A 25,582-nucleotide genomic window follows, 5' to 3' on the forward strand; every position below is an offset into this window, starting at 1 on the left:
GGCCCGCGCATGACTCGGCCGGCACTTGAAGACCGGCTGCAGCGCGCCTGGCGCGACGACGACCGCCTGGCTCACCTGCTCCGCCCGCTGGCCGCGCTGCACGGCGCGGTGATCCGGCTGCGGGTGCTGCTCTACCGGCTCGGCCTCAAGCGCAGCGAGCCGCTGCCGGTGCCGGTCATCGTCGTCGGCAACTGGGTCGTCGGCGGCGCCGGCAAGACCCCCACCACCCTCGCGCTGCTCGACACGCTCCAGCGCATGAACCTGCGCGCCGGCGTCATCTCGCGCGGCTACGGCCGCGCCGACGAGGCGCAGGTCCGCGTCATCGCCGACGGCGACCGCGCCGAGGACGTCGGCGACGAACCCCTGCTGATCAAGCTGCGCGCCGGCGTGCCGGTGGCCGTCGGCCGCGACCGCATAGCGGCGGCGCGCGCGCTGCTTGAGGCCAACCCCGACATCCAGCTGCTGGTCTCCGACGACGGCCTGCAGCACTGGCGGCTACCGCGGCAGCTGAGCCTCCTCGTCTTCGACGAGCGCGGCCTGGGCAATGGCCGGCTGCTCCCGGCGGGGCCGCTGCGCCAGTCACGCGCCCTGCCGCCACCGCCGGGCTCCTGCGCGGACACCCTGGTGCTCTACAGCACCGGCCGGCCCAGCACCGCCCTGCCCGGCTACGTCGGCACCCGGCAACTGGCCGGCGCGGTCGCGCTGGCGGACTGGTGGCGCGGCGAGCCCGCCCGGCTCGAGCGCCTGCACGCGCTGCGCGGCAAGCCGCTGCTGGCGGCCGCCGGCTTGGCGCGGCCGCAGCGCTTCTTCGACATGCTCGGCGAGCAGGGCCTGAACTTCCGCGCGCTGGCCCTGCCCGACCATGCCGCGCTGGACCCGCTGCCCTGGGCGCGCACCGACGAGGTCGTCATCACCGAGAAGGATGCCGTCAAGCTGCGCCCCGAGGCGCTGCAGGGCTGCCGCATCTGGGTGGTGGCGCTAGACTTCCGCCCCGAACCCGCTTTTGAAGAGGCGCTGCAGCGCGAGTTGCGGCGGCTGCTCCCCCATGGACCATCGACTGATTGAGATGCTGGTGTGCCCCGTCTGCAAGGGCCCGCTGGAAGACCGCCGCAACGCCGCGGCGACCGGCCTGCCCGACCGCGAGCTGGTCTGCCCCGCCGACCGCCTGGCCTTCCCGATCCGCGACGGCATCCCGGTGATGCTGGCCAACGAGGCCCGCTCCACCGACGCCGAAGGCGACGCGGCGTGAGCACGCCCTTCCACATCGTCATCCCGGCCCGGCTGGCCTCGACGCGGTTGCCGAACAAGCCGCTGGCGGACATCGCCGGCGCGCCGATGATCGTGCAGGTCGCGCGCCGGGCCGCGCTGGCCGGCGCGGCCCAGGTCGTGGTGGCCACGGACGCGGCCGAGGTGCGCCAGGCCTGCGAGGCCCACGGCATCCGCGCGCTGATGACCCGGGCCGACCACGCCAGCGGCAGCGACCGCCTGGCCGAGGCCTGCGAGCTGCTGGCCCTGCCGGACGACGCGCTGGTGGTGAACGTCCAGGGCGACGAGCCGCTGATCGCGCCGGCGATGATCCGCGCCTGCGCCGAGCTGCTGGCCGCGCGGCCGCAGTGCGCGATGGCGACGGTCGCGCACGCGATCGACGACGACGCCGAGTTCGCGAATCCGAACGTGGTGAAGCTGGTGACCGACGCGCAAGGCCTGGCGCTGTATTTCTCCCGCGCGCCCATCCCCTGGTGGCGCGACGCGCCAGGCGGCGGCGCCCGCATCAAGCCGGGGGCGGTCCTGCGCCACGTCGGCCTGTATGCCTATCGCGCCGGTTTCCTGCGCCGCTTCCCGACGCTGGCCGTCTCGCCGCTGGAGCAGATCGAGGCCCTCGAGCAGTTGCGCGTGCTGTGGCACGGCGAGCGCATCGCGGTGCATGTCAGCGACGAGCGGCCCGGTCCCGGCGTGGACACGCCCGAGGACCTGGAACGCGTCAGACAGCTGATGGCCAGCTGAATCGCGGCCCTGGCCCGACCGGGTGACGGGCCCTGTCATTCGACGGTCGCGTCAGCGGGGCGTAGGCAGGCCCGTGCTATCCTCGCCCGCAGTTTTCGAGGGCGCGTCGACCCGTGCGGCGCGCCCTCTCCCCATATCGAGGAGACCCATGCGACTGATTCTTCTGGGCGCCCCTGGCGCCGGTAAAGGCACCCAGGCGGCTTTCATCTGCCAAAAGTTCGGTATCCCGCAGATCTCCACCGGAGACATGCTGCGCGCCGCCGTCAAGGCGGGCACCGAGCTCGGCGTCGCGGCCAAGAAGGTGATGGACGCCGGCGGCCTCGTCAGCGACGACATCATCATCGGCTTGGTCAAGGAACGCATCGCGCAGCCGGACTGCGCCAAGGGTTTCCTGTTCGACGGCTTCCCCCGCACCATCCCGCAGGCCGACGCGATGAAGGCCGCCGGCGTGAAGCTGGATTTCGTGCTCGAGATCGACGTCCCTGACGCCGCCATCATCGAACGCATGAGCGGCCGCCGCGTGCACGTCGGCTCGGGTCGCACCTATCACACCAAGTTCAACCCGCCCAAGGTCGCCGGCAAGGACGACGTCACCGGCGAGGACCTGATCCAGCGCGACGACGACAAGGAAGAGACCGTCAAAAAGCGGCTCGAGGTGTACCAGGCCCAGACCCGCCCGCTGGTGGACTACTACTCGACCTGGGCCGCCAGCGGCGACGCGCAGGCGCCGCAGTACCGCCGCATCGAAGGCATCGGCACGGTCGACGAGATCACCAGCCGCGCCCTCGCCGCGCTGGGCTGAGACCCGACGATCCGCGACGCGCGCGTCGCGACAGCAACGATGGCGGCCCACGAGGTCGCCATTTTTTCGCCGACAATTGACGTTTACGTCAACGGCAACCAGCCGGCGCGCGGCCGCCTCGCCGCCGCCCGGACACAGGAACCCCCTGGAAGGAGACATCCCATGGACATCGCGAACAAGGTCTTCATCGTCACCGGCGGCGCGTCGGGACTCGGCGAGGGCACGGCCCGCATGCTGGCGCGCGAAGGCGCGACCGTCGTCATCGCCGACCTGCAGGTCGAGCGCGGCGAAGCCCTGGCCCGGGAGCTGAACGGCGCCTTCGTCAAGTGCGACGTCAGCCAGGAGGCCGACGCGCAGGCGGTCGTCGCCAAGGCGGTTTCGCTGGGCAAGCTGATGGGCCTGGTGAACTGCGCCGGCATCGCGCCGGCCGCCAAGACGGTCGGCAAGGACGGCGCGCATGCGCTGGCGACCTTCTCCAAGGTCGTCACCGTCAACCTGGTCGGCAGCTTCAACATGATCCGACTGGCCGCCGAGGCGATGAGCCGGAACGAACCCGAGCCCACCGGCGAGCGCGGCGTCCTGATCTCGACCGCCTCGGTCGCCGCCTATGACGGCCAGATGGGCCAGGCGGCCTATGCGGCCTCCAAGGGCGGCGTCGTCGGCATGACGCTGCCGATCGCGCGTGACCTGGCCCGCAACGGCATCCGCAACATGACGATCGCCCCCGGCATCTTCGGCACGCCGATGCTGTTCGGCATGCCGCAGGAGGTGCAGGACGCGCTGGCCGCGAGCGTGCCCTTCCCGTCCCGCCTGGGCCGCCCGGAGGACTACGCCAAGCTGGTCCACCAGATCGTCACCAACGACATGCTCAACGGCGAGGTGATCCGCCTGGACGGCGCGATCCGGATGGCGCCGAAGTGAGCATCGAGGGGCGCGCCGGGCGGACGCTGCGGCGCCCGCCGCGCCTCACTTCAGCCGGCCCAGGCTTTCCCTCAAGCGGATGAACGCGGGGGCCGAACGCAGCGCCTCGGCACCGGCCTTCTGCAGCTCCTGCACGTCGCGGCCCTCGATGGTGAAGGCCGTCGGCACGCGCAGCAGGCTGTGGCGGATCTTGTCGTCCGGCACGTCATGCAGGCTCACGCTGACGATGTGGAGCTCGGCGTCCGCCGCGAAGGGACTCCCCGGCGTGCCGCGCGTGCGCATCAGTTCCGCCTGCCAGCGACGGTGGTCGTCGTTGAGCATGGCCAGCGTGACCTGCGTCTCGCGCGCGCCGGCGCCGAAGACCAGCGTCTCGATGACCTGCCCCGTCGACGGCACCTGGTCGCTGGCGTCGATGCGCTCGGCCAGGTCGCGCTCCGAGTTCACGGTGATCAGGACCATCCGGTGGATCGAGCCGGGCGGCGCGTCCGGGAAGGACGAGGCGATCGAGCCGCCGGCCAGCAGCCGGTCCAGCATCAGCCGCGCGCCGGTGTTGTCGGAGACCCCGCCGTCCACGAGGTGGATGTACGGCCGCTCCTTGGCGTCGCGGTAGCTTTGCGCGCTCAGCGCCAGCAGCCGGGTGCGGTAGTCGTCGGACGTCGCCGGGCCGCGCGGTGGCGTCGCCGCGGGGGCGCACTCGCCGGCGTGGTTCTTCAGGGTCATCGGCGACAGCAGGATGGGCACCGCCGACGAGGCGGCGACCGCGAACGACAGCGGCGTGCGGTCCAGGTCCGAGCAGATCAGGCCGAACTGCTCGGGCGTGAAATCGAAGGGGGCGCCGGTGGTGAGGTCGGTGGCGGTCACCATCAGGTCCGGCGCATGGGGGCGTGACTTCAGGTCGCCGAAGGTCAGGCCGCGATAGAGCTCGTCGAGCCGCTGCGCCAGGATGTGGCTGCGGCCGTACCACGGCGAGGTCAGGTGATACAGGCGCGTCGGCGCGAAGGCCTGGCGGATCAGGCCGGCCTCGAAGGGCACCATCAGGAAGTCGGGCTCGAAGCGCGTCAGCGTCTCGTCGCCGAAGGCCGCGAAGTGCGCGGCCAGGATGCTGCCGCCGGACACCCCGCTGACCAGCGCGACCTGGTCCAGCAACGTCGTGGGTTGGCCCTCGAGACTGAACGGCGTGGCCTTCATCTCGCGCAGCACGCCCAGGCCGAACGCGGCCGCCCGCGCGCCCCCACCGGACAGCGTGACGGCGGCCACGACCGCCGGCGGCGTGCGGCGCGGGGCGACCGGCGCCGCGGCGGGTGCGCCATCCGCGCCCGCCGCGAGGCCGCCATTGATCCAGGGCCGATAGGTCGAGCAACCGGCCAGCGTCGCCGCCAGCACCAGCATTCCGAGACGTCTTCCAATTCCCACGCACATCACCTTCAAGGGCTGACTCCCCGCCGAGATGCGGCCGGGGGACAAGCCGCCGACCGCATCGGGCGCGGAGCATCTCATATTCCGTCCAGGCGCGAGCGAGGCAGATCCTGGCGGTGAAAGCGCGACCTCACCGCGAGCAGCCCGCAGCGATCAGCGCGCGACCCAACCGCCAAGGTCGAGCCGCCACAGCGCGCCTTCACGAACCCAGCCAGGAGCGCGGTAGCTGTATCCGCGGCGCGCGGTTTCCCATCGCCCCCCGATCCATTGGTATCGATCTCCCGTCCAGTCCCAGTAACCGCCTATCCACAGGGCGCCTTCGAAGGGCGCGGGCGGGATGCGCTCGACCATCGGAGGCGGTGGCGCCTGGTCGAGCACGATCGCCGACACGGTGACGTGTGGGGGTGGAAGCAGCGGCAATGGCGGCGGCGGCAATGGCGGCGGTGGCGGTGGCGGTGGCGGCAGCGGCAGTGGTGGCGGTGGCAATGGCGGCGGCGGTGGTGGCGGCAGTGGCGGCGGTGGCAGGAGCGGCACCGGAAGCGGGACCGGAGGTGGAGGCTCCTGGCCGTGGCCGACGAGCGGCACCAGGCACATGAGGATGACCAGCGCCTGGATGCAACGCACAAGCTTTGTCATGGGGCTTCCTTGAGAAGGCGGGGGATCGCTGCGACCAGCGAGGGGGCCTGCCGCGCCCATCGCGTGCTCATAGGAGCGCGAAGGCCTTGGCGCCCACCGCCACCGTCAGCGTCAGGCTCGAGATCAGCACCCACCGCGCGGAACGCGATGCCCGGTGCTTCTCCACCGCGCGGTGACTCATGTCGAGCAGCACGAACCGGAGTCCGGCGGCCAGGTGGTGCAGGAAGGCCCACAGCAGGACCAGCGACAGCAGCTTCATGAGCCAGCCCGGCAGGCCGCCCCAACCGGTCGAGAACACCGCCGTCAGCCGTTCGTAGGAGCCCGCGGAGGCGAGCGCGGCCTCGAGGGTCGCGATGACCAGCGGCAGCGCCACGACCAGGAGCAGGCCGCTGACGCGATGCAGCAGCGACACCCAGGCGGTGGACGGGAACCTGGCCATGTAGGCCGGCAGTTGCGCAAGCCCGACGTTCCTGTGTGCCGGACGCATTTCTTTTTTCATCGGTGACAAGTCCTCGCGAATCAAGTGGGACGGTTGTGATCGGGCCCCGTCGCGGCGACCCCGGCGACGCAGCCCTCACACCGGCTGGAGCCGCTCCTGCGCCGGCCCGGCGCCGACCAGCCGGCGCAGCGCCTGCGCCAGCGCATGCTCGCCAGCGATGTCCCTGGGCATGAAGGCCATGAACTCGATGAGCGAGCCCATCACCATCGCGTGCGCGAGCTGCACCCGGTGCCGCCGCGCCACGCGACCGAGCACGTCGCGCCGGGCCACGCAATGCCGCGCCAGGAACCAGGTGACCGCGACCCGCACCCGAGCCATCCGCGCCCGCGCCGCAGCCTCCGACGCGTTGAACAGCAGCGTCACGCAGAGCCCGCGCAGGCGCTCCTGGGTCACGCAGGCCATCACCGCCCGTGCCAGCGTCGTGCAAGGATCCTCCCAGGCCTGCTGTCGCAATTGCTCCAGCGGCAGCGTCGTCGCCGCGAGCGACTCCTCCACCAGGCGCTCCTTCGACCGGAAGTGCCAGTACACCGCGCCCCGCGACACCCCCGACGCCGCGCACACCTCCTCCAGCGTCATGTTGCGGATGCCGCGCTCCTGCAGCACGCGGATCGCCGTCGACAGCAGCATCGACCGCCGCGACGGCCGGCCCCGCGGCGCGGGCGCCGGGCCCGCTGGTTTCATGTCGCCTTCCTGGTCCATGGATGCCCTCCTGGTGCTCAACACTGCCCCTCGCGACCGCGACCGCGACCGCGACCGCAACCACGGCCGCGGCCGCGACCGGCGCTCAGCCGTTCCAGCCACCGCCCAGCGCCTTGTAGAGCGTCACCCCGTTGGTCAGCCGCGAGAGCCGCATGCCGATCAGCGTCTGCTGCGCGCCGTACCAGGAGCGCTGCGCATCCAGCACGTCCAGGTAGCTATCGACGCCACGCGCGAAGCGGGCATCGGACAGCTTCAGCGCATCGCCGCTCGCCTCGACCAGCGACTGCTGCGCCTGCAGCTGACCGCTCAGCGCCTCGCGCTGCGCCAGCGCATCCGCCACCTCGCGGAAGGCGGACTGGATCGCCTGCTCGTACTGCGCCACGGCGATGTCGCGCCCGGCGATGGCGCTGTCGAGCGAGGCCCGGTTGCTGCCGCCATCGAAGATCGGCAGGCTGATCTGCGGCAGGAAGGTCCAGGATCCCGAACCGCCCTTGAACAGGCCTGACAGGTCCGCGCTGCCGCTGCCCGCCGAGGCCGTCAGGCTGATGCGCGGATAGAAGGCCGCGCGCGCCGCGCCGATGTTGGCCGTGGCGGCCTTGAGCTTGTGCTCCGACTGCAGCAGATCGGGCCGGCGCAGCATCAGCTCCGACGGCAGTCCGGCCGGCAGCTCGGGGAGCGCGTTGAGCGAGTCGCCGAGAGCGCCCGGCGCCAGTTCGGCCGGCACCGGCGCGCCCAGCAGCAGCGCCAGCGCATTGCGGTCCTGCGCGATCTGGCCGGTGTAGCGCGCCACGTCCACGCGCGCGCTGTCGACGCTGGTCTGCACCTGCCGCAGCGTCAGCGCCGAGGCGCTGCCCAGCTCGAAGCTGCGCTTGGTCAGCGTGTAGGTGTCGGACTGGCTGCGCAGCGTCTCGCGCGCCAGCGCCAGGCGCTCCAGGTCCGCGGCCCAGGTCAGGTAGGCCGTGGCCACCTCGGCCACCAGCGAAATCTGGGTGCTGCGCCTCGCCTCCTCGGTGGAGAGGTATTGCTCCAGCGCCTGCGCGCTCAGGTTACGCACGCGGCCGAACAGGTCCAGCTCATAGGCGCTGACGCCCAGCGTCGCGCTGTACTGGTGGCTGGTCAGCGCTTCGCCAGTCGCCGAGAGGCTGGCCGGCGTGCGGGTCGCGGTGCCGCTGCCGTTGGCGCTCAGCGTCGGCAAGGTGGCCGCGTCCTGGATCCGGTACTGCGCGCGGGCCTGCGCGATGTTGAGCACCGCCACGCGCAGGTCGCGGTTGTTGTCGAGCGCCAGCTCGATCAGGCCGCGCAGCTTCGCGTCGGCGAAGAAGGTCCGCCAGCCGACGTCCGCGTTCGCGGCGCCGTTCGATCCAGCGTCCGCCGGAGCGTCCGGGTAGTGCGCCGGCACCGGCGCGGCGGGACGCTCGTAGCGCGGCGCCAGGTTGACGCAGCCGCTCAGCAGCAGGGCCGCCGCCAGCGCCGTCAGGCCGGGCCAGGTCGGCGAAGGGACCAGGGAGATCAATCGGGTCATGTCAGTGGCCCTCGTTCAACAGGGGGGAGGCATCGGCGGCGGGGGCCCCGGCGGACTCGGCCGCCGCAGGCTTGTTACGCCCGAACAGTCCCTGCACGACGACGAAGAACAGCGGCACGAAGAAGATCGCCAGCACCGTGCCGGACACCATGCCGCCGACGACGGCCGTGCCGAGCGCGTTCTGCGCGCCGGCGCCGGCGCCCTTGCTGACCATCAGCGGCAGCACGCCCAGGATGAAGGCCAGCGAGGTCATCAGGATCGGCCGCAGGCGCATGCGCGCCGCGGCGATCGCGGCCTCGAGGGTGGACATGCCTTTCGCATGCAGCTCCTTCGCGAACTCGACGATCAGGATCGCGTTCTTCGAGGCCAGGCCCACCGTGGTCAGCAGGCCCACCTGGAAGTAGACGTCGTTCATCTTCCAGGTCAGCACCGCGCCGACCAGCGTGCCCAGCACGCCCAGCGGCACCACCAGCACCACCGAGAACGGGATGGACCAGCTCTCGTACAGCGCCGCCAGGCACAGGAACACCACCAGGATGGACACCGCGTACAGCAGGCCCGCCTGGCCGCCGGCCTCGCGCTCCTGGCGCGAGACGCCGGTCCACTCGTAGCCGATGCCCGGCGGCAGCGCGGCCGCGTGGCGCTCCACCAGGTCCAGCGCCTGGCCGCTGGACAGCGCGCCCGGCAGCGCCATGCCCAGGATCTCCACCGACGGCACGCCGTTGTAACGCTCCAGGCGCGGGGAGCCCAGGGTCCAGCTGGCGGTGGCGAAGGCGCTGAAGGGCACCATGGTCCCGGCGGCATTGCGGACGAACCAATGGTCGATGTCGCCCGGCAGCATCCGGAACGGCGCATCCGACTGCAGGAAGACCTTCTTCACCCGGCCACGATCGATGAAGTCGTTGACGTAGTTGCTGCCCCAGGCGGTCGAGAAGGTCGCGTTCACGTCGCTCATCGACAGGCCCAGCGCGCCGACCTTGTGCTCGTCGATGTCGAGCCGGAAGTCGGGCGTGTCCTCCATGCCGTTGGGCCGCACGGCGACCAGGCCCGGCTCCTTCATCAGTGCGCCCAGCAGCTGGTTGCGGGCCTGCATCAGCGCGGCATGGCCGAGGTTGGCGCGGTCTTGCAGCATCAGGTCGAAGCCGCTTGCATTGCCCAGCTCCGACACCGCGGGCGGCACGATCGCGAAGACCGTCGCGTTGCGGATCTTCGACAGCGTCTCCATCGCCCGTCCGGCCACCGCCGCGGCCTTCAGCTCCGGCCGGACGCGGTCGCCCCAGGGCTTGAGCTTCACGAAGGCGAAGCCGGCGTTCTGGCCGCTGCCCGCGAAGCTGAAGCCCGCCACGGAGAAGATGGCGTCCACCGCGTCTTTCTGCTCGACCAGGAAGTGATGGTCGACCTGCTGGAGCACCTCCTGCGTCCTGGCCTGCATGGCGCCGGGCGGCAGTTGCACCAGCGTGAACAGCGTGCCCTGATCCTCTTCCGGCAGGAAGCCGGCGGGGATCTTGCTGAAGACGAATCCAACCACCGCCACCAGCACCGCGTAGCCGGCCATGTAGCGCCAGCCGCGGCCCAGCATGTGCTGCACGATGCCCTGGTAGCGGCGGTTGCCACGGTCGAAGGCGCGGTTGAACGCGCCGAAGAAGCCGGTCGTCGCCAGCGCATGGCCCTTGGCCACCGGCTTGAGCAGCGTCGCGCACAGCGCCGGCGTCAGGATCATCGCCACCAGCACCGACAGTGTCATCGCCGACACGATGGTCACGGTGAACTGGCGGTAGATCACGCCGGTCGAGCCGCCGAAGAAGGCCATCGGCACGAAGACCGCCGCCAGCACCAGCGCCACGCCGACCAGCGCGCCGGTGATCTGTCCCATCGACTTGCGCGTCGCCTCCAGCGGCGACAGGCCTTCCTCGCTCATCACGCGCTCGACGTTCTCGACGACGACGATCGCGTCGTCGACCAGCAGGCCGATGGCCAGCACCATCGCCAGCATCGTCAGCGTGTTGAGCGAGTAGCCGAACACCGCCAGCACGCCGAAGGTGCCCATCAGCACCACCGGCACCGCGATCGTCGGGATCAGCGTGGCGCGGAAGTTCTGCAGGAACAGGTACATCACCAGGAAGACCAGCACCACGGCCTCGATCAGCGTCTTGATCACCTCCTCGATGGAGATGCGCACGAACGGCGTCGTGTCGTAGGGCTTGATCACCTTGACGCCGGGCGGGAAGAACTTGCTGAGCTCGTCGAGCTTCGCATCGATGCCCTTGACCGTGTCGAGCGCGTTCGCGCCGGTCGCCAGCTTGATCGCCAGGCCCGCCGCCGGCTTGCCGTTGAAGTGCGCGACCGTGGCGTAGCTCTCGCTGCCCAGCTCGACGCGCGCCACGTCGCGCAGCCGCACCGCCGAGCCGTCCGCCTGCGTGCGCAGCAGGATGGCCTCGAACTCCTCGGCCGTCTTCAGCCGCGTCTGCGCGGTGATGGTGGCGTTGAGCTGCTGGCTCGGCACCGCCGGCAGGCCGCCGAGCTGGCCGGCCGAGACCTGCGCGTTCTGCGCCTGCACCGCGGCCTTCACATCCAGCGGCGTCAGCTTGAAGCTGTTGAGCTTGCCCGGGTCCAGCCAGATGCGCATCGCATATTGCGAGCCGAACAGCGTCGTGTCACCCACGCCTTCCACGCGGCTGATCGGGTCCTGCACGTTGGCCGCGACGTAGTCCGACAGGTCGGACCCGTTGAGCCGGCCATCCTCCGAGATGAAGGCCAGCACATTCAGGAAGTTGTTGGCCGACTTGGCAACCTGCACGCCCTGCTGCTGGACCTCCTGCGGCAGCAGCGGGGTCGCCAGCGCCAGCTTGTTCTGGACCTGCACCTGCGCGGTGTCGGGATTGGTGCCCGTCTCGAAGGTCAGCGTGATGGTCACGCTGCCGGTCGATTCGCTGGTCGAGGCGATGTAAGAGAGCCGGTCCAGCCCCTTCATCTTCTGCTCGATGACCTGCGTGACGGTGTCCTCCAGGGTTTTGGAGGAGGCGCCGGGATAGTTGGCCGTGATGGCGATGGCGGGCGGGGCGATGGTGGGGTATTGCGCGATCGGCAGGGTCAGCACCGCCACGGTGCCGGCCAGCATCGTGATGATGGCCAGGACCCAGGCGAAGATCGGACGGTCGATGAAGAAGCGAGCCATGAGGGTCTCCGTCCGATGCTCAATGCGCGGTCGCGGCGCTGGCCGCGGCGGTCTTCACGGCGGCGGGCAGGGACGGCGCGCCCGCCGCCTTGACCTCGACCGGCTGTCCCGGCCGCGCCTTCTGCTGGCCCTCGACGACGAGCCGGTCGCCCGCCTTCAGGCCGCTGCCGACCAGCCACTGGTCGCCGATGGCCCGCTCCGTCGTCAGCGCGCGCTGCGCGAGCTTGCCGTCGCCGTCCACGACGAAGGCCACCGGCTTGCCGGTGCTGTCGCGACTGACCGCCGGTTGCGGCACCAGCACGGCCTGGTCGATCACGCCCTCCTCGATCACCGCCTTCGCGTACATGCCGGGCAGCAGGTCGCCGCGCGGATTCGGGAACTCGGCCCGCAGCGTCACGGCGCTGGTGTTCTGGTCCACCGTCACCTCGGAGAACTGCAGCTTGCCGGCCTGCGGATAGACGCTGCCGTCCTCGAGCACCAGCCGCACGGCGGCCGTGCCGCTCTTGAGCCGGCCGTTCTCCAGCGAGCGCTTGAGCGCCAGCAGCGTGCCGCTGGATTGCGTCACGTCGACGTAGATGGGATCGAGCTGCTGCACCGTCGCCATCGCGGCGGCCTGGTTGGCGGTGACCAGCGCGCCCGGCGTCACCGTGGAGCGGCCGATGCGCCCGCTGATCGGCGCGGTGATGCGGGTGTAGGCCAGGTTGATGCGCTGCGTCTGCAGCGTGGCGCGCGCGGCGCCGACGTCGGCCTCGGCCTGCAGCAGGCTGGCGGCGGCATCGTCGGCCTCCTGCTGGCTCACGGCCTTGATCGCGGACAGCTCGTGGTAGCGGCCGGCCTTCAGCCGCGCCGACACCAGCGTCGCCTCGGCCTTGGCGAGCGTGGCCTGCGCGTTGTCGACGCTGGCGCGATAGGTCGCCGGATCGATCTGGTACAGCAGTTCGCCGGCCTTGACCTCGCTGCCCTCCTTGAAGCGGCGCTCCTGCACCAGCCCGCCGACCTGCGGTCGCACCTCGGCGACGAGCGCCGCCGTGACCCGACCCGGCAACTCGGTCGTCAGCGCCAGGCGCTGCGGCTTCACAGTCGTGACAGCGACCTGCGGCGTGCCGTTGCCGCCCATGTTGGGCGGATGCGGCGGCTCGCCGCAGGCAGCGAGGGCCAGTGCCGCGACAGCGGCCAGCAGCGCCGTGGGCGGGAAGGGATCGTGGCGGATGCTCATGGCGGACCTCCGGGTCGAGCAGTCTTGGTCATTTCTAAAACGTACCGAACGGTTCGGTATTGGCGCGGATTATTGGATTGACAGTTCCCGGGTGTCAAGAAAAAATGGACCGATTGGTACGGTTAAGGAGATGTCGTGAAAGTCCGCACTGAAGCGCGCCGCGAGGCCATCCTCGAAGTGGCCTCGCAGGTGTTCCTGGAGTTCGGCTACGAGCGCGCATCGATGGCCGAGATCGTCAAGCGCATCGGCGGATCGAAGTCGACGATCTATGGCTACTTCGCGTCGAAGGAAGAGCTGTTCCTCGCGGTGACCGAGGCGGCCGGCGACCGGCACATGGCCACGGCGCTGGCGGAGATCGCGGAGTACCGCGGCGGCGACCTCGAGGCCAGGCTCACCCGCTTTGCCGAGAAGCTGACGGCGTTCCTGACCAGCGACGAATCGGTGTCGGCGCACCGCATGGTGCTGGGCGCGGCCGGCCATTCGGACATCGGCCGCATGTTCTACGAGGTCGGCCCGCAGCGAGGCATGGCGGTCATGACGGAGATGTTCCGGCAGGCGGTGGAACTGGGCGAGCTGCGCCGCGAGGACCCCGGCCTCCTGGCGCAGTACTTCGGCGCGCTGGTCAACGCGGAGCACTACCACCGGTGGTTCCACCGCGATCTTCCGCCGCCGAGCCGGCTCCAGATCAAGCGGGCCGCGCGACGCGCGGTGGACGTCTTCCTCAGGGCCTACGCCCCCGCCGGCGCGCCCCCTGCCCCTCCCGCCGGCAAGGACGCGCGATCGTCCTGATCACTCCGGGCGGGCGAGCGTCCATGAAAAAAGCGCCGACGTTGCCGTCGGCGCTTCTTGGCGTTTGACCGGCGCCGCGAGGGGCGCCGGGCAGTCTGTCGCGATCAGTGCTTCGCGCTGCGCGCGTACACCGACCACAGGCCGGCCAGGTCGGCCGAGCCGTCGGTGCCCTTGACGGTGCGCCAGGTCGCTTGCGCCTTGGCCTTGTCGCCGGCCAGGAACTGCGCCAGGCCCAGGTAGAGCTTGGCATCGTCCGGACGCTTCAGGTTGCCCTTGGCGATGCCTTCCTCCATCAGCTTGATGCCGGCGGCGGCCTGGCCGCGCTGCACCTGCGCGAAACCGACCTTCACCAGCTCGTCGCCTTCACGGGCGCCGCGGGCGGCCGTCTCGGCGGCGGCGGCGCCGGCCTTGGCTTCGGCGATCCGCTTGTCCAGCAGGTCGGCCAGTCGCTTCGGACGGCCGTTGTCGTCGGTCGGCTTCAGGACGCCGGCGGCGAAGCCCTTGTCCAGCACCTTCTTGCCTTCGTCCGGATAACCCGCCGCGCCCGCCAGCTGGGCCAGCTCCATGTAGTCGTTGGCGCCCTGCATGTTGTCGGTCACCAGGCGCAGGCGCAGCACGTCGACCTGGTAGCGGCCGGCGGCGAAGCCCTTCTTGCTCTGCAGCGTGCCCAGCGACTGCGCCCACAGCTTCTGCGTCGGGTAGTAGTTCAGCAGCTTCTGGATCAGCGCCGACTCGGTGGCGCCGTCGCCCTTCTTGTTGGCGGCCCACAGCGCGGTGTTGAGCTTGTCCTGCGACGGCGTGCGACCGGCCTTCTCGTCGGCGGCGATCTCGGCCAGCGTGTCCTTCAGCACCGTCGTCACGTCACCGGAACGCAGCTGCGCGGCGCTCTGGATCTGCTTCATCGTCGGGCTGTTGCCCCCGGCGGCGTTGTACTTGTTGACCCACTCCAGCGCCTTGGCGCCATTGCCCGCGCGGAGGTAGGTGCCGGCGATGGCTTCCATCGTCAGCAGCTTGTTGGCCGCGGGCATCTTGCCGGCGGCGCTCAGCGCGTCATAGGCCTTGGCCATGCCGTCGGCATCGCCCAAGCGCGAGGCGGCGGACAGGCGCAGGCCTTCCAGCGTCGCGTTCTCGTCGGCGTTGCGGCCGGGAACGGCTTCGGCCTCGCGGATCTTGGCCATCGCTTCCTGCGCCTTGCCCGCCTTGAGCAGGTCGGACGCAGCCTTGAGCGCGCCGCCGACTTGCGGGCGCACCTGCGCGGCGGCCTGGGACAGGACGCTCAGGCTGCCTTCGGGCGTCGTGCCCAGCACCAGCGCGGCGGCGCCCACGGCGGCGGTTGCCAGCAGTTTGAGTTTCATTCGCTTGCTCTCCTACGAAGAAAAACGCGCCACCCTCGCGGGCAGCGCGTTCTGGTCAGACACCAATCAGACAGGCATCCGGTCTCAGTTCAGGAACTGCTCGTTCCCGACCATCGCCATCTTCTTGACGCCCAGGCGCTGCGCCGACGCCATCACGTTGGCGACATAACCGTACTCGGCCAGCTTGTTCGGCTTGATGTGCACTTCCGGTTGGTCCGGAATCGCCGCGATCTCGGCCATCTTGGCCTCGAGCGCCGCGTGGTTCGGCACGGCCGCGCCATCCCAGAACACGGTGCCGTCGAAGTCGATCGCCACTTCGTGGACGATCGGCTCGGTCGGCGGCGTCTGGTTGTTGGGCGGCGGCATGTCCAGGTTGACCGAATGCAGCTGGATCGGGATGGTGATGATCAGCATCACCAGCAGCACCAGCATCACGTCGATCAGCGGCGTCGTGTTGACGTCCAGCATGGTTTCGGGATCGTCACCACCACCGGAGCTTCCGACATTCATACCCATTCTTCAGCTCCTTCAGCCACCACGAGCCGGCGGCTCGGTGACGAACTTGATGGACATGATGCCCGCGCGCTGGCACGCGACCATCACCTTGCCCACGTTCTCGTAGCGCGATTTCTCGTCGCCACGGATGTGGACTTCCGGCTGAGGATTCAGAACCGCCACCTTCTTCAGGCGCGCCACCAGCGTTTCCGTATCCGGAATCGGCTGCACGCCCCAGTAGATGTCGCCATCCTTGGTCACCGCGATTTCGATGTTCTCCGGCTTGGTGACGCGGACGACGTTCGTCTCCTTCGGCAGGGTCACCCCCACCGATTGCGTCACCACCGGCACGGTGATCAGGAAGATGATCAGGAGCACCAGCATCACGTCCACCAGGGGCGTGGTGTTGATGGTCGAGACCACCTCGTCGTCGCCACCGGACGAACCTACGTTCATCCCCATATTGCGTCTCCGGGACTGCTGTGGATTAGCGGCCGGCGACCTTGCGGCTGCCCATCAGGACGCCGTGCAGGTCAGCAGCGAAGGCACGGACCTGGCCCATGACCGACTTGTTGCGGTTGACCAGCCAGTTGTAGCCCAGCACGGCCGGAACGGCCACGCCCAGACCGATGGCGGTCATGATCAGCGCGGCGCCCACGGGGCCGGCGACCTTGTCGATCGAAGCCTGACCGGCCACGCCGATCTGGGTCAGCGCCTGCAGGATGCCCCACACGGTGCCGAACAGGCCGATGAAGGGGCTGGTCGAGCCGACGGTGGCCAGGAAGCCCAGGCCGCCTTGCAGGCGCGAGTTCACTTCCTGCACGGCGCGGTCGATGTTCATCGTGACCCAGGTGTTGTGGTCGATGTTCTCGGTCAGCGCGCCTTCGTGGTGTTCCGAAGCTTCCACGCCGGTCTGGGCGATGAAGCGGAACGCGCCGGTCTCGCTCAGGCTCTTCAGGCCTTCCTGCAGGGAAGCCTTCTTGAAGAACGAGGCGCGGACTTCCTTGGCTTCACGGGCGATCTTGGAGGTGTCCCAGAGCTTCGTGAACAGGATGTACCAGGAACCCATGGACATGATGGCCAGGATGGCCAGCACGGCCTGGTCGACCACGTTGCCGTGGGCGACGATGTTGCCCAGGCTGTAGGGGTTGTCGACCGGCTTGGCGGCGGCCGGTTCGGCGACGGCGGCGGGAGCGATGTCGGCAGGAGCGGGAGTGGCTTCAGCGGCGGAGGCGGCGGCCGAGGCAGCCTGGTCCTGCGCTTGGGCGGCCAGCGGGGAGACGGCCAGGGTCGCGGCGCAGGCGACGGCCGCAAACAAGGCAGACAGACGAGAGATCATGGAGTTAGCTCCTACGCAAAAAGTCTTGAACTCAGGGTTGAGGGGTCCGGAGCGCGTCGGGCGCTCCGTATTCAGTCGATCGCGGGTCGGACGGTCCCGCGGATCATTCCATGTTGAACACGAATTCCTGTTCCAGGACCGCGTCCACGCATTCATAGGTCTCCGACAGCGTCGAGGTGATCGCGTTCTTGAGCGCGCGATCCGCCTTGCGGTCGCTGGCGCCACGCAGGGTCGCCAGGGAGATCTCGACCACCTTGCCACCCCTGACGGTGAACGTGGCCTTGTAGCTGGCGGTGCCGCTCCAGTTGAGCGCCGGCATCTCCGGCTTGCCCATCTTGCTGCAGCTGCCGATTGCCGAACGCACCTTCGGGGCCGGCGGGGCCGGCGGCGCGGGAGCGGCCGGCGGCGGTGCCGGGCGGAACTCCTGGGCCGGCGGCGGCGTCGTCGACTGCACGGCCACCGTCTGGGTCGGCGGCGGCGGGGCCGTCACGACGACCTCGGGCGGCGGCACGAACGGCGGCGGCGGCGCCTTGATGTCCGGGGGCGGCGGCACGACCTTTTCAGGCGGCGGCGGCGGCTTGACCTTTTCCTCGACGACCTTGACGTCGATCGGGCCCTTCACCGCCTCCTTGATCTTCGTCGCCAGGCCGCTGGCCAGGGCGCCGACGATCAGGACGTGGACCAAGACAACGAGGCCGAAGCCCGTCAGGCGCGATGACCCGCCTTTATCCTGCGCAAAGTTCATGCGCGCTCCTTCATCAAACTGCGAATTACTTTCATCGAAGCTACAAGGGGAGTTCGACTCAACACAGCGTCTGGTCGGATCAGGCGTTCGCGCCGCAACCTGGGGTCAGCAGCGCCTGTCTTGCCGGCTGTGCGAGCGACGGAAGCGAACGGTGCCAAGCCGCCGAAGCGCCACGGACCGCCGACCCGCCGAATGCAGGATGGACACACGAAGACTCGAAAACCCAGGGCACGATACGAACCCGACTCAACAAAAATGCCCGTCAGCTTGTGGCCGCGGGCGTCTCAAGGATCAGTCAGAAAACCGTAGGAAAACTACAGATTTCGGCTACCTTTCACGACCTTGATCATAAACGACATGCGCAAGCCGCCAGCCATGGGGTTTGCCCGAGCATGCGGGCATCGCCCATCGCACGGGTCACCTGCGGTTACAGCGGCGCCGTCGCCGGAGGGTCACCCCTCCTACCCTGGTATTCTACTGGTATGCCCTCTGCTCACCTTCCTCGGGGTGCTAGGGCTAACCCGCGAAGAGGTTACGGAACGAACAGCCGCTAGCCCCCAGCAATCCGCGTGCCGCTTACGCCGCGATCAGCCAGCCGGTGATCGCCTGGCGCTCCGCCATGGCGAATGGCGGCACGTAGGAGACGAAATGTCGCTGCGGCACAGTGAACAGCGACAGTGAATTGAAGTGGGGGAAGAAGGTGTCGAGCACCGATCCGTCCTCCGCGGTGAAGTGGAGCATCCCGCCCCAGTCGGGCCGCCAGCGCGGCGTGAGGTTGATCACGTAGGCGATCCGGCGGTCCTCGCGGTCGACATGGTCGTCGTGGGTGGTGAGGAAGTTACCGCGCGAGTACATCGTCGCCTGGGCGAAGACGCCATTGATTTCGGGGTCACCGCTGAGCTCGCGCATCGGCGACAGGAAGGCGTCGTCCGCCATCCAGCGCATGAAGCGGGCCAGCAGGTCGGAGCGGCCGTCCTTGACCGCGCGGACCAGCGAGTCGGAGAAGAACGAAAACTGGAAGCCCTCGCGCGCGATCCCGTGGATGCCCTCGGTCAGCTGCATGCGCTGTTGGGGCGTGAGCGCGCGCAGCTGCTCGCCGGTCAGGCGGCGGTCGCCGGTCGCGTCGCGATAGACCAGCTCCCAGTCGATCGCCTGCAGCGCCCGGTCCAGGGCCTCGGCCACCTCGGGCACGAAAAAGTCGCGAATAAGCACTCGGCCATCGGCGCGCAGCGTCCGGCCGAGCGCGGCGAAATCCAGCGTGGGGTTCAGATAGTTCATGGAAGCCTTGATGATGCCAGCCCCAACGAAAGCAGGCCCCGAAGGGCCTGCGGATCAGGTCAGGTCAAGAGACCCGGATCAGAAGCGGTAGGTGCCGCGCAGGTAGAAGGTGCGGCCCTTCACGTCGGCGTACGTCGGGTCGAAGCCCACCTGGAAGTAGTCTTCCTGGACGGTCGACGGCGGCTTCTTGTCGAACAGGTTGCGGATACCGACCGTGAAGATCATGTTCTTCACGCCCTTGTAGGTCGTCTGGAGGTCGGCCAGGTCGTAATGCTTGACCTTGCTGACCTCGTCGTAGTCCTGGTAACCGTTCTGGCGGAAGTAGCGGGCGCCGACGCCCCAGTTGCCCATGTCCCAGTCGACCGAGAAGGTCTGCTTGAAGCGGATCACCGGGCCGCCCACGGCGTACTTGCCCAGGTTGTCGACGGTGTCGCCGGAGATCACGTTCGTTTCCGTGCTCTTGGTCAGGATGGTGCCTTCCCAGCCCGGCGTGAACGTGCCCCACTCGGTGCGCAGGCGGGTGCGCGCGCTCAGGTCGAAGCCCTTGACGCGAGCCTGGCCGACGTTCTCCAGCGAGGCGTCGACGTGGTCCAGGTAGCCGGTGACCGGGTCGCGAACCAGGCGGCTCGAGAACACCGACGAGCTGGTCGTCGGGCCAGTCTGGTTCTTGAACCAGTCCTTCAGGATGTCGTCGCCGGTCAGCGCACGGATGCCGTTGGTGATCTTGATGTCGAAGTAATCGATTCCGACTGTCGTGTCCTTGATCAGCTCGAACACCAGGCCCGCAGTGAAGGTCTTGGACTTCTCCGGCTTCAGGTTCGGGTTGCTGTTGTTCACCGCGGTCAGCTGCGTGCTGCAGTGATCGGTATTCGGGAAGGCCGTGCAGCCGCGCAGCGCTTCATAGAACGGATCGGTGTAGTTGCTGCCCGTGTTCGTGCCGGCGGACGGCGCGTACAGGTTGTCCAGAGCCGGGGCGCGGAAGCCCTTGCCGGCCGAGGCGCGCAGCAGCACGCCGGTCATCGGGGTGAAGCGGACGGAGAACTTCGGGCTCGTGGACGACAGGCTCGGCGAGCTGAACGAACCGTCACGCGACTCGCCCTTCGTGCCGCTGTAGCGGTCGTGGCGGACGGCCGCGTTGAGTTCCAGCATCTTGTGCACCGGGAAGTTCGCCTCGGCGAAGATGCCGCTGACGTCACGCTGGCCGGTCACCGCGCCGGCGTTGCCGGAGCCGCCGACGATGTCGCCGGAGCCGGCGATGTCGGAGTAGCCGTCGTGGTACTTCTCCTTGCGGAATTCACCGCCGAAGGCGATGCCGGCATTGCCTGCGCCCACATTGAACAGCTCGCGGGACAGGGTGAAGTCGACGCCGGTGTTGCTGGTCTTGGACTTGCGGTTGTTGCCGGACAGCTCGGCCGACTTGAGCGCCGCGAGACCGGCGGCGTCGTTCGGGCCGAACGGGTTGATCAGGCCGGTCGCCAGCGCCTGGACCAGTCGGGTGTCGGAGAAGATGCCGCTGACATAGTCGTCGCGCGCCTTGCCCTCGGCGTAGACGAAGGCGGCCTTGTAGTCGAAGCCCGCCAGCGTGCCCTCGGCACCGGCGACGGTGCGCAGCACTTCGTTGGTCACCTTGTCACGGCGCTGGCCGCCGTCGACCATCCGCCAGGAGATCCGCAGCGGACCGCGGTAGCCCGGCTGCACGGCGTCCACGGCTGCGGTCGGGTACCACTTGCCGCCACCGGGATACAGGTAGGCGGGCTTGCCAGTGGTCGTCGACGGGGTCTGCGACGAGCCCAGGATGATCTCGTTGCGGCTGTACGCGACTTCGGCGAAGAGCGTGTGATCAGGCGACGGCGCGATCGTGCCCTTCACCAGGGCGCCGTAGCGTTCCTGCTCAGGCACCAGATCGATGTAGTGGGTGTAGTCGTAGCGGCAGTTGGTGGCGCCCGGGTACGAGAAGCTGTCGGGCGGCGCGCAGTTCGGGAAGTTCGCCGCCAGCGGCACGTACTGGCCGGTCGACGGGATCACCGCGTTGGCGGGGAAGGTGTTGCCCGAATCCTTGATGATGCCCAGGTCCGGCCGGTTGCCGGTGGAGGCGTAACCACGGTCCTTGGCGCGGATCGGGTCGTACTTCTGGTAGTTGAACGTGCCCAGGACGTTGAACTTGTCCTTGTTCAGATCGCCGAAGCCCAGGCCGCCGGACAGCGAGAACACGTCGCCGACCGAGTGCGGGGTCTCCAGGCCGACCGACAGTTCGCCGCCGCGCCAATCCTTGCGGGTGATGAAGTTGATGACGCCGCCGATGGCGTCCGAACCGTAGGTCGCCGAGGCGCCATCACGCAGCACTTCGATGCGTTCGATCGCCGCCAGCGGGATCGAGTTCAAGTCCACGCCCTGACCCGAGAACGGGTAGATCGGCATGCGACGACCGTTCAGCAGCACCAGCGTGCGGGCGCGACCCAGGCCGCGCAGCGAAGCGCCGGTCTGGCCCGTGGCGGAGGAGTCTCCGATCGACTGGCCCATCGCGATGCCGCCGCCGTTGTTGTAGCTGAGGCGATCGACCAGCTCCTGCACGTTGGACGCGCCGCTCTTGTCGATGTTGTCGCGGGTGATGACGCTGACGGGCAGCGCCGTTTCAGCGTCGATCCGCTTGATCGAGGTACCGGTGATCTCCACGCGGTCCAGTTGCTGTTGAGCCATCGCCGGGGCGGCGATCACGCCGAGGGCAAGCAGCGCGGCGGTGTTGACGCTCTTTCGTTTGAACATGAGGACTCCTTATCCAGAAACACTTTTGGCTTGTTCCCGGGAACACGGGCGGCCGGGGTTCGGCCAGCGCCCTCCGAGCGGTGTTCCCGGGTCAGGGCCGCGCCAGTTTGTTGTCCGCTTTGCGAAGGAATCCCCCGTAATCTCCCTATGCAGCTTTTAACTAGCCTGTTTCTGGTAGGAAAACGCGGGTAAACACCGAAGGGCGCTCTGCAACCGACGTTGCAGCCGCGCGACGCGCGGGGAGCGCCCGAAACCCGTCGCCAAGGGGTGCCAAACGGCATGATTTGCACCATAACGGTGCATGTCAATCACGATGCCGAGCGCGCTCCGCCCATCCGCCTTGGAAGCGGGCGGATTTCAGCGACTTTCAATGTGGCGTGAAGGTGCTGGCACCTGACGAACCCAAACGAAACCTCGTTCGGCACCGGAACGGTGCAAGGCTCAAGCCACCGATCGGGCGACGACGCGCGGCACCGCCGCGAGCAGCGTCCGGGTGTACCCCTCGCGCGGTTGCCCGAGCACCGTGTCGCAGCTGCCCGATTCCACGATGCGGCCGGCCTGCATCACTGCGACCTCGTCGGCGATGTACTCGACGACGCCGATGTTGTGGGTGATGAACAGGTAGGAGAGTCCGCGGCTGCGCTGGAGTTCGCGCAGCAGGTTCAGGATCTGCGCCTGGACCGACACGTCCAGGGCCGAGGTGGGTTCGTCGCAGACGATCAAGCGCGGCTCCACGGCCAGCGCGCGGGCGATGGCGATGCGTTGGCGCTGGCCGCCGGAGAACTCGTGCGGGAAGCGGGCCAGCGCGTCGCGGCGCAGGCCGACCTGGTCCAGCAGCTCGTGGAGCAGCGTCAGGCGTGCCTGCGCATCGAGTTCGGGCCGCAGCGCCAGCAGGCCTTCCTCGAGCACTTCCTGCACGCGCAGCCGCGGATTCAACGACGCGAACGGATCCTGGAAGATGATCTGCACCTGCCGGCGCGCCTCCCGGAGTGCGTCGCCGTCGAGCTGGAACAGGTCCTGGGGCGCCCCGCCCTGCCCTGCGGCGTCAACCGGCGTGTGCAGCAGGGCCTGCCCCCCGATCACCGCCACGCGCCGAAGCAGCTGGACGATCGCCTTGCCGGAGGTGGTCTTGCCGCAGCCGGACTCGCCGACGAGGGCCAGGGTCTTGCCGGCCTCGATCGAGTAGGAGACCCCGCCGACGGCGTCGAACCAGCGCTTCGTCCCCCCAAAGAACCCGCGCCCCATCGGATACCGCACGGTCAGGTCCTTCACCTCGAGCAGCAACCGAGGCGACTGCACGGTCGACTGCTCGGTCGACTGCATGGGGGGCTGCGATGGCGACTGCGCGAAGCCGTCGGCGCCGGTGCCCCTCGGAGCGAATGCCGAGCGTGCGGAGGCGTCTGAGCGGAGAGGGGCACCGGTGCCGACGGCGATCTCCCGATCTGCCACGTCCCCAGATCCTCTCGCCACGTGGCCAGATCCTCCCGCCACGCCCCCCGTGGCATCGGCATAAAGCAGACACCGCACTTCATGCCCCACAGCGCCATCGGCCAGTCCGGCGAGCACCGGCTGCGTCGACGCGCAATGGGCCATCGCGCGATCGCAACGCGGCGCGAAGCGGCAGCCTGAGAAGGTCTGCCACAACGGCGGCACGGTCCCCGGGATGGCGGCCAGCGGCTCCCCGCGGCGCTGCGCGTCCGGCAGTGCGCGCAGCAGCAAGCGCGCATAAGGATGTCTGGGTGCCGCGAAGAACTCCGCCGCCGACGCCACCTCGACGATCTGCCCGGCGTACATCAGCGCCACCTGGTGCGCCATCCCCGACACCACGCCCAGGTCGTGGGTGATCAGCAGCAGCCCCAGCCCGCGCTCGCGCTGCAGGTCCTTGAGCAGGTCCAGGATCTGCGCCTGGATGGTGACGTCCAGCGCGGTGGTCGGCTCGTCGGCGATGAGGAAGTCTGGCTCGGCTGCCAGCGTCATCGCGATCATGATCCGCTGCTTCTGGCCGCCGGACAGCCGGAACGGGTACTCGTCGATGCGGCGCTCGGGTTCGGGGATGCCCACGCGGCGCAGCCAGTCCACCGCCTTCTGGCGCGCCGCCGCGCCGCGCAGCGGCGTGTGAGCCTCGATCGCCTCGACGATCTGGTCGCCGACCTTCATCACCGGATTCAGGCTGGTCCCCGGCTCCTGGAAGATCATCCCGATGCGTCCGCCGCGCACGTCGCGCATGCGGGCCTCGCTCAGGTCGAACAGGTCCTGGCCATCGAGCTCGAGCCGGCCGGCGGCGATGCGCCCGTTGTCCGGCAGCAGCCGCATCAGCGCCAGCGCCGTCATGCTCTTGCCGCAGCCGGACTCGCCCACCAGCGCGAAGGTCTGGCCTTGCGCCAGCGTCAGCCGCATGCCATCGATGGCGCGCACCAGGCCGGCGTCGGCGTCCAGGTGGACGTGGAGGTCGTCGATCTTCAGCATCTGGCGTTCCTCAGGCCTGGGCGTTCTTCTTCTTAAGCGACAGCACCTGCGGCCGCAGCTTGCGGGCGCGCGGGTCGAAGGCATCGCGCACGCCATCGGCGAACAGGTTGGCGGCCAGCACCAGGCTCACCATGAAGCCGAAGGCCGCGACGAAGCTCCACCACACCACCGGGTCTCGGCTCATCTCCGAGCGTGCCAGGTTGATCATGCCGCCGAAGCTGTTCATGCCCGGGTCCACGCCCACGCCGACGTAGGTCAGCACCGCCTCGTAGAGGATGAGGTCGGAGAAGTTGAGCACCAGCGAGATCAGCACCAGGTGCATCACGTTGGGCACGATGTGGCGGACCATGATCGTCGTGTCGCGCACGCCGAAGGCGGTCGCGGCCTGCACGAAATCGGCCTCGCGCAGCTTGAGCGTCTCGCCGCGCACCAGCCGGCACAGCGTCGCCCAGCCGGTCACGCCCAGGATCACGCAGAGCAGGAAGATCTTGAGGTCGGCGCGTTCGGCGCCGGTCTCGAAGGCCTCCGGGTGCTTGTCCAGGAAGACCTGCACCATCAGCACGCAGGCGGCGATCAGCAGCACGTTGGGGACCGAGGTCAGCACCGTGTAGAAGTACTGGATCGCCTCGTCCACCCAGCCCTTCAAGTAGCCGGCCAGGATGCCCAGCACCAGCGCGAAGGGCAGCGTCGCCAGCGTCGACAGCGCGCCGATCACGAAGGCGGTGCGGATGCTCTTGAGCGCCTGGTAGAGCACGTCGTTGCCGGTCTGGTCGGTGCCGAAGACGTGGTAGTGGCCCATCAGCGCGATCACCGGTCCCGCCAGCAGCGCGATGACCGACAGCGTCCCCAGCGCCGCGCGCCACGGGTAGTGCGTGCGGTCGGCCAGCAGGTCCTTCAGGCCCTGGCGGAAGCCGCCGTGATGCGGCGCCAGGGCTGCCGCCATCGCCATCGCGATCAGCGCTGATGCCAGCGCGCCCAGCGCCAGGCCGGTCAGCGCGCGCCGCGTCACGTCGCCGGACCAGTCGCGCGCCGGATCCTTCAAATGCGCGCCGCCGAAGGCCAGTCGCGGGAACTCGCGCACGATCTCGCTGCCGTGGGCGACGCTGTCCAGCGTGAAGCCCTGGTAGGCCAGCGGCGCCGAGTAGCTGGTCTCGCGCATCTCGATCTGGCGCGCCAGCAGCAGGTCCAGGACCGATTCGGTGCGGGTCTCGTAGAACTGCTGGCCGGCCGGGCTGTCGGCCAGCGCGCGACGGAAGTGCAGGCTGTCCAGCGCCGTGATGCCCAGGAACAGCGCCAGCACCACGCCAGCGCTGAGCGCGGCCGGATCGCGCAGCACGCGCTGCCAGTTGGCGCGCAGATGCGGGCGCCGGATCAGCCGCGCGATGTAGAACACCAGCGCCGCGAACATTGCCCACAGCGCCACGTCGGTCCAGAGGATGACGACCTTGAATCCCATGTCGAA

Annotated in this window: 22 protein-coding genes; 6 read left to right on the forward strand and 16 right to left on the reverse strand. The window is 69.2% G+C overall.

The genetic code is table 11. From position 1 onward, the window contains the following. Positions 1–9 precede the first annotated feature (9 nt). The 5 genes from lpxK (at position 10) to FHT37_RS10940 (ending at position 3,727) form a co-directional block, all read left to right on the forward strand. A complete protein-coding gene (gene lpxK, locus FHT37_RS10920; protein WP_183480755.1) occupies positions 10–1,065 on the forward strand; it encodes a tetraacyldisaccharide 4'-kinase in 1,056 nt (351 codons plus the stop codon). Continuing rightward, positions 1,046–1,249 carry a Trm112 family protein gene (locus FHT37_RS10925; protein ID WP_183480757.1) on the forward strand — a complete coding sequence of 68 codons (204 nt, stop codon included), beginning with the start codon at positions 1,046–1,048 and terminating at the stop codon, positions 1,247–1,249. The genes lpxK and FHT37_RS10925 overlap by 20 nt, the downstream gene beginning before the upstream one ends. Continuing rightward, positions 1,246–2,004, forward strand: coding sequence for a 3-deoxy-manno-octulosonate cytidylyltransferase (gene kdsB, locus FHT37_RS10930; RefSeq protein ID WP_183480759.1), 759 nt, complete (start codon positions 1,246–1,248; stop codon positions 2,002–2,004). The genes FHT37_RS10925 and kdsB overlap by 4 nt, the downstream gene beginning before the upstream one ends. A gap of 148 nt (positions 2,005–2,152) precedes the next feature. Further along, entirely contained in the window at positions 2,153–2,806 is a 654-nt protein-coding gene (adk, locus tag FHT37_RS10935) for an adenylate kinase (protein WP_147240717.1), read from the forward strand. A gap of 162 nt (positions 2,807–2,968) precedes the next feature. Next, positions 2,969–3,727 (forward strand): 3-hydroxyacyl-CoA dehydrogenase, encoded by a 759-nt coding sequence (locus FHT37_RS10940; RefSeq protein ID WP_183480761.1) that lies wholly within the window; start codon positions 2,969–2,971, stop codon positions 3,725–3,727. Positions 3,728–3,772: 45 nt separating this feature from the next. Here the strand turns inward: FHT37_RS10940 and FHT37_RS10945 are convergent, their stop codons facing one another. From FHT37_RS10945 to FHT37_RS10975, 7 genes are all read right to left on the reverse strand, one after another. Beyond that, entirely contained in the window at positions 3,773–5,116 is a 1,344-nt protein-coding gene (locus FHT37_RS10945) for a patatin-like phospholipase family protein (protein ID WP_221210999.1), read from the reverse strand. Positions 5,117–5,296: 180 nt separating this feature from the next. Further along, positions 5,297–5,779, reverse strand: a complete 483-nt coding sequence (locus FHT37_RS10950) for a YXWGXW repeat-containing protein (protein ID WP_183480763.1) — start codon at positions 5,777–5,779, stop codon at positions 5,297–5,299. Positions 5,780–5,846: 67 nt separating this feature from the next. Further along, positions 5,847–6,266 carry a succinate dehydrogenase, cytochrome b556 subunit gene (gene sdhC, locus FHT37_RS10955; RefSeq protein ID WP_175538450.1) on the reverse strand — a complete coding sequence of 140 codons (420 nt, stop codon included), beginning with the start codon at positions 6,264–6,266 and terminating at the stop codon, positions 5,847–5,849. A gap of 87 nt (positions 6,267–6,353) precedes the next feature. After that, the gene (locus FHT37_RS10960; protein ID WP_091732215.1) at positions 6,354–6,977 is read right to left on the reverse strand and encodes a TetR/AcrR family transcriptional regulator; all 624 of its coding nucleotides are present in this window, start codon (positions 6,975–6,977) and stop codon (positions 6,354–6,356) included. Between the two features lie 85 nt (positions 6,978–7,062). Next, a complete protein-coding gene (gene adeC / locus FHT37_RS10965; protein ID WP_183480765.1) occupies positions 7,063–8,499 on the reverse strand; it encodes an AdeC/AdeK/OprM family multidrug efflux complex outer membrane factor in 1,437 nt (478 codons plus the stop codon). Position 8,500: 1 nt separating this feature from the next. Further along, positions 8,501–11,674 (reverse strand): efflux RND transporter permease subunit, encoded by a 3,174-nt coding sequence (locus FHT37_RS10970; RefSeq protein WP_183480767.1) that lies wholly within the window; start codon positions 11,672–11,674, stop codon positions 8,501–8,503. Positions 11,675–11,693: 19 nt separating this feature from the next. Then, positions 11,694–12,890 (reverse strand): efflux RND transporter periplasmic adaptor subunit, encoded by a 1,197-nt coding sequence (locus tag FHT37_RS10975; protein ID WP_183480769.1) that lies wholly within the window; start codon positions 12,888–12,890, stop codon positions 11,694–11,696. Between the two features lie 135 nt (positions 12,891–13,025). Here FHT37_RS10975 and FHT37_RS10980 point away from each other — a divergent pair, with 135 nt between their 5' ends. Next, a complete protein-coding gene (locus tag FHT37_RS10980; RefSeq protein ID WP_147240061.1) occupies positions 13,026–13,679 on the forward strand; it encodes a TetR/AcrR family transcriptional regulator in 654 nt (217 codons plus the stop codon). A 104-nt stretch (positions 13,680–13,783) separates the two neighbouring features. Here the strand turns inward: FHT37_RS10980 and FHT37_RS10985 are convergent, their stop codons facing one another. From FHT37_RS10985 to FHT37_RS11025, 9 genes are all read right to left on the reverse strand, one after another. After that, positions 13,784–15,034: a hypothetical protein gene (locus FHT37_RS10985; protein WP_091732195.1), complete on the reverse strand. Its 1,251-nt coding sequence runs from the start codon at positions 15,032–15,034 to the stop codon at positions 13,784–13,786. 84 nt (positions 15,035–15,118) lie between these two features. Then, the gene (locus FHT37_RS10990; protein WP_175538449.1) at positions 15,119–15,550 is read right to left on the reverse strand and encodes a biopolymer transporter ExbD; all 432 of its coding nucleotides are present in this window, start codon (positions 15,548–15,550) and stop codon (positions 15,119–15,121) included. A 12-nt stretch (positions 15,551–15,562) separates the two neighbouring features. Then, positions 15,563–15,991, reverse strand: coding sequence for a biopolymer transporter ExbD (locus tag FHT37_RS10995; RefSeq protein WP_091732187.1), 429 nt, complete (start codon positions 15,989–15,991; stop codon positions 15,563–15,565). Positions 15,992–16,016: 25 nt separating this feature from the next. Next, complete coding sequence (locus FHT37_RS11000; RefSeq protein WP_091732184.1) at positions 16,017–16,868, reverse strand: MotA/TolQ/ExbB proton channel family protein; 852 nt, start codon at positions 16,866–16,868, stop codon at positions 16,017–16,019. A gap of 103 nt (positions 16,869–16,971) precedes the next feature. Next, positions 16,972–17,553 (reverse strand): ABC transporter substrate-binding protein, encoded by a 582-nt coding sequence (locus FHT37_RS25665; protein WP_147240063.1) that lies wholly within the window; start codon positions 17,551–17,553, stop codon positions 16,972–16,974. A gap of 636 nt (positions 17,554–18,189) precedes the next feature. Continuing rightward, on the reverse strand, positions 18,190–18,891 hold the full coding sequence (locus FHT37_RS11010; protein ID WP_091732176.1) for a 2OG-Fe(II) oxygenase family protein: 702 nt from the start codon (positions 18,889–18,891) through the stop codon (positions 18,190–18,192). 78 nt (positions 18,892–18,969) lie between these two features. Then, positions 18,970–21,654 (reverse strand): TonB-dependent receptor, encoded by a 2,685-nt coding sequence (locus FHT37_RS11015; RefSeq protein WP_091732172.1) that lies wholly within the window; start codon positions 21,652–21,654, stop codon positions 18,970–18,972. Between the two features lie 441 nt (positions 21,655–22,095). Then, positions 22,096–24,120 carry a dipeptide ABC transporter ATP-binding protein gene (locus FHT37_RS11020; protein ID WP_183480771.1) on the reverse strand — a complete coding sequence of 675 codons (2,025 nt, stop codon included), beginning with the start codon at positions 24,118–24,120 and terminating at the stop codon, positions 22,096–22,098. A 10-nt stretch (positions 24,121–24,130) separates the two neighbouring features. Then, positions 24,131–25,576 (reverse strand): ABC transporter permease, encoded by a 1,446-nt coding sequence (locus tag FHT37_RS11025; protein WP_183480772.1) that lies wholly within the window; start codon positions 25,574–25,576, stop codon positions 24,131–24,133. Positions 25,577–25,582: the final 6 nt, after the last annotated feature.

The sequence above is a fragment of the Mitsuaria sp. BK037 genome (assembly GCF_014193045.1).
Taxonomy (GTDB): domain Bacteria; phylum Pseudomonadota; class Gammaproteobacteria; order Burkholderiales; family Burkholderiaceae_C; genus Roseateles.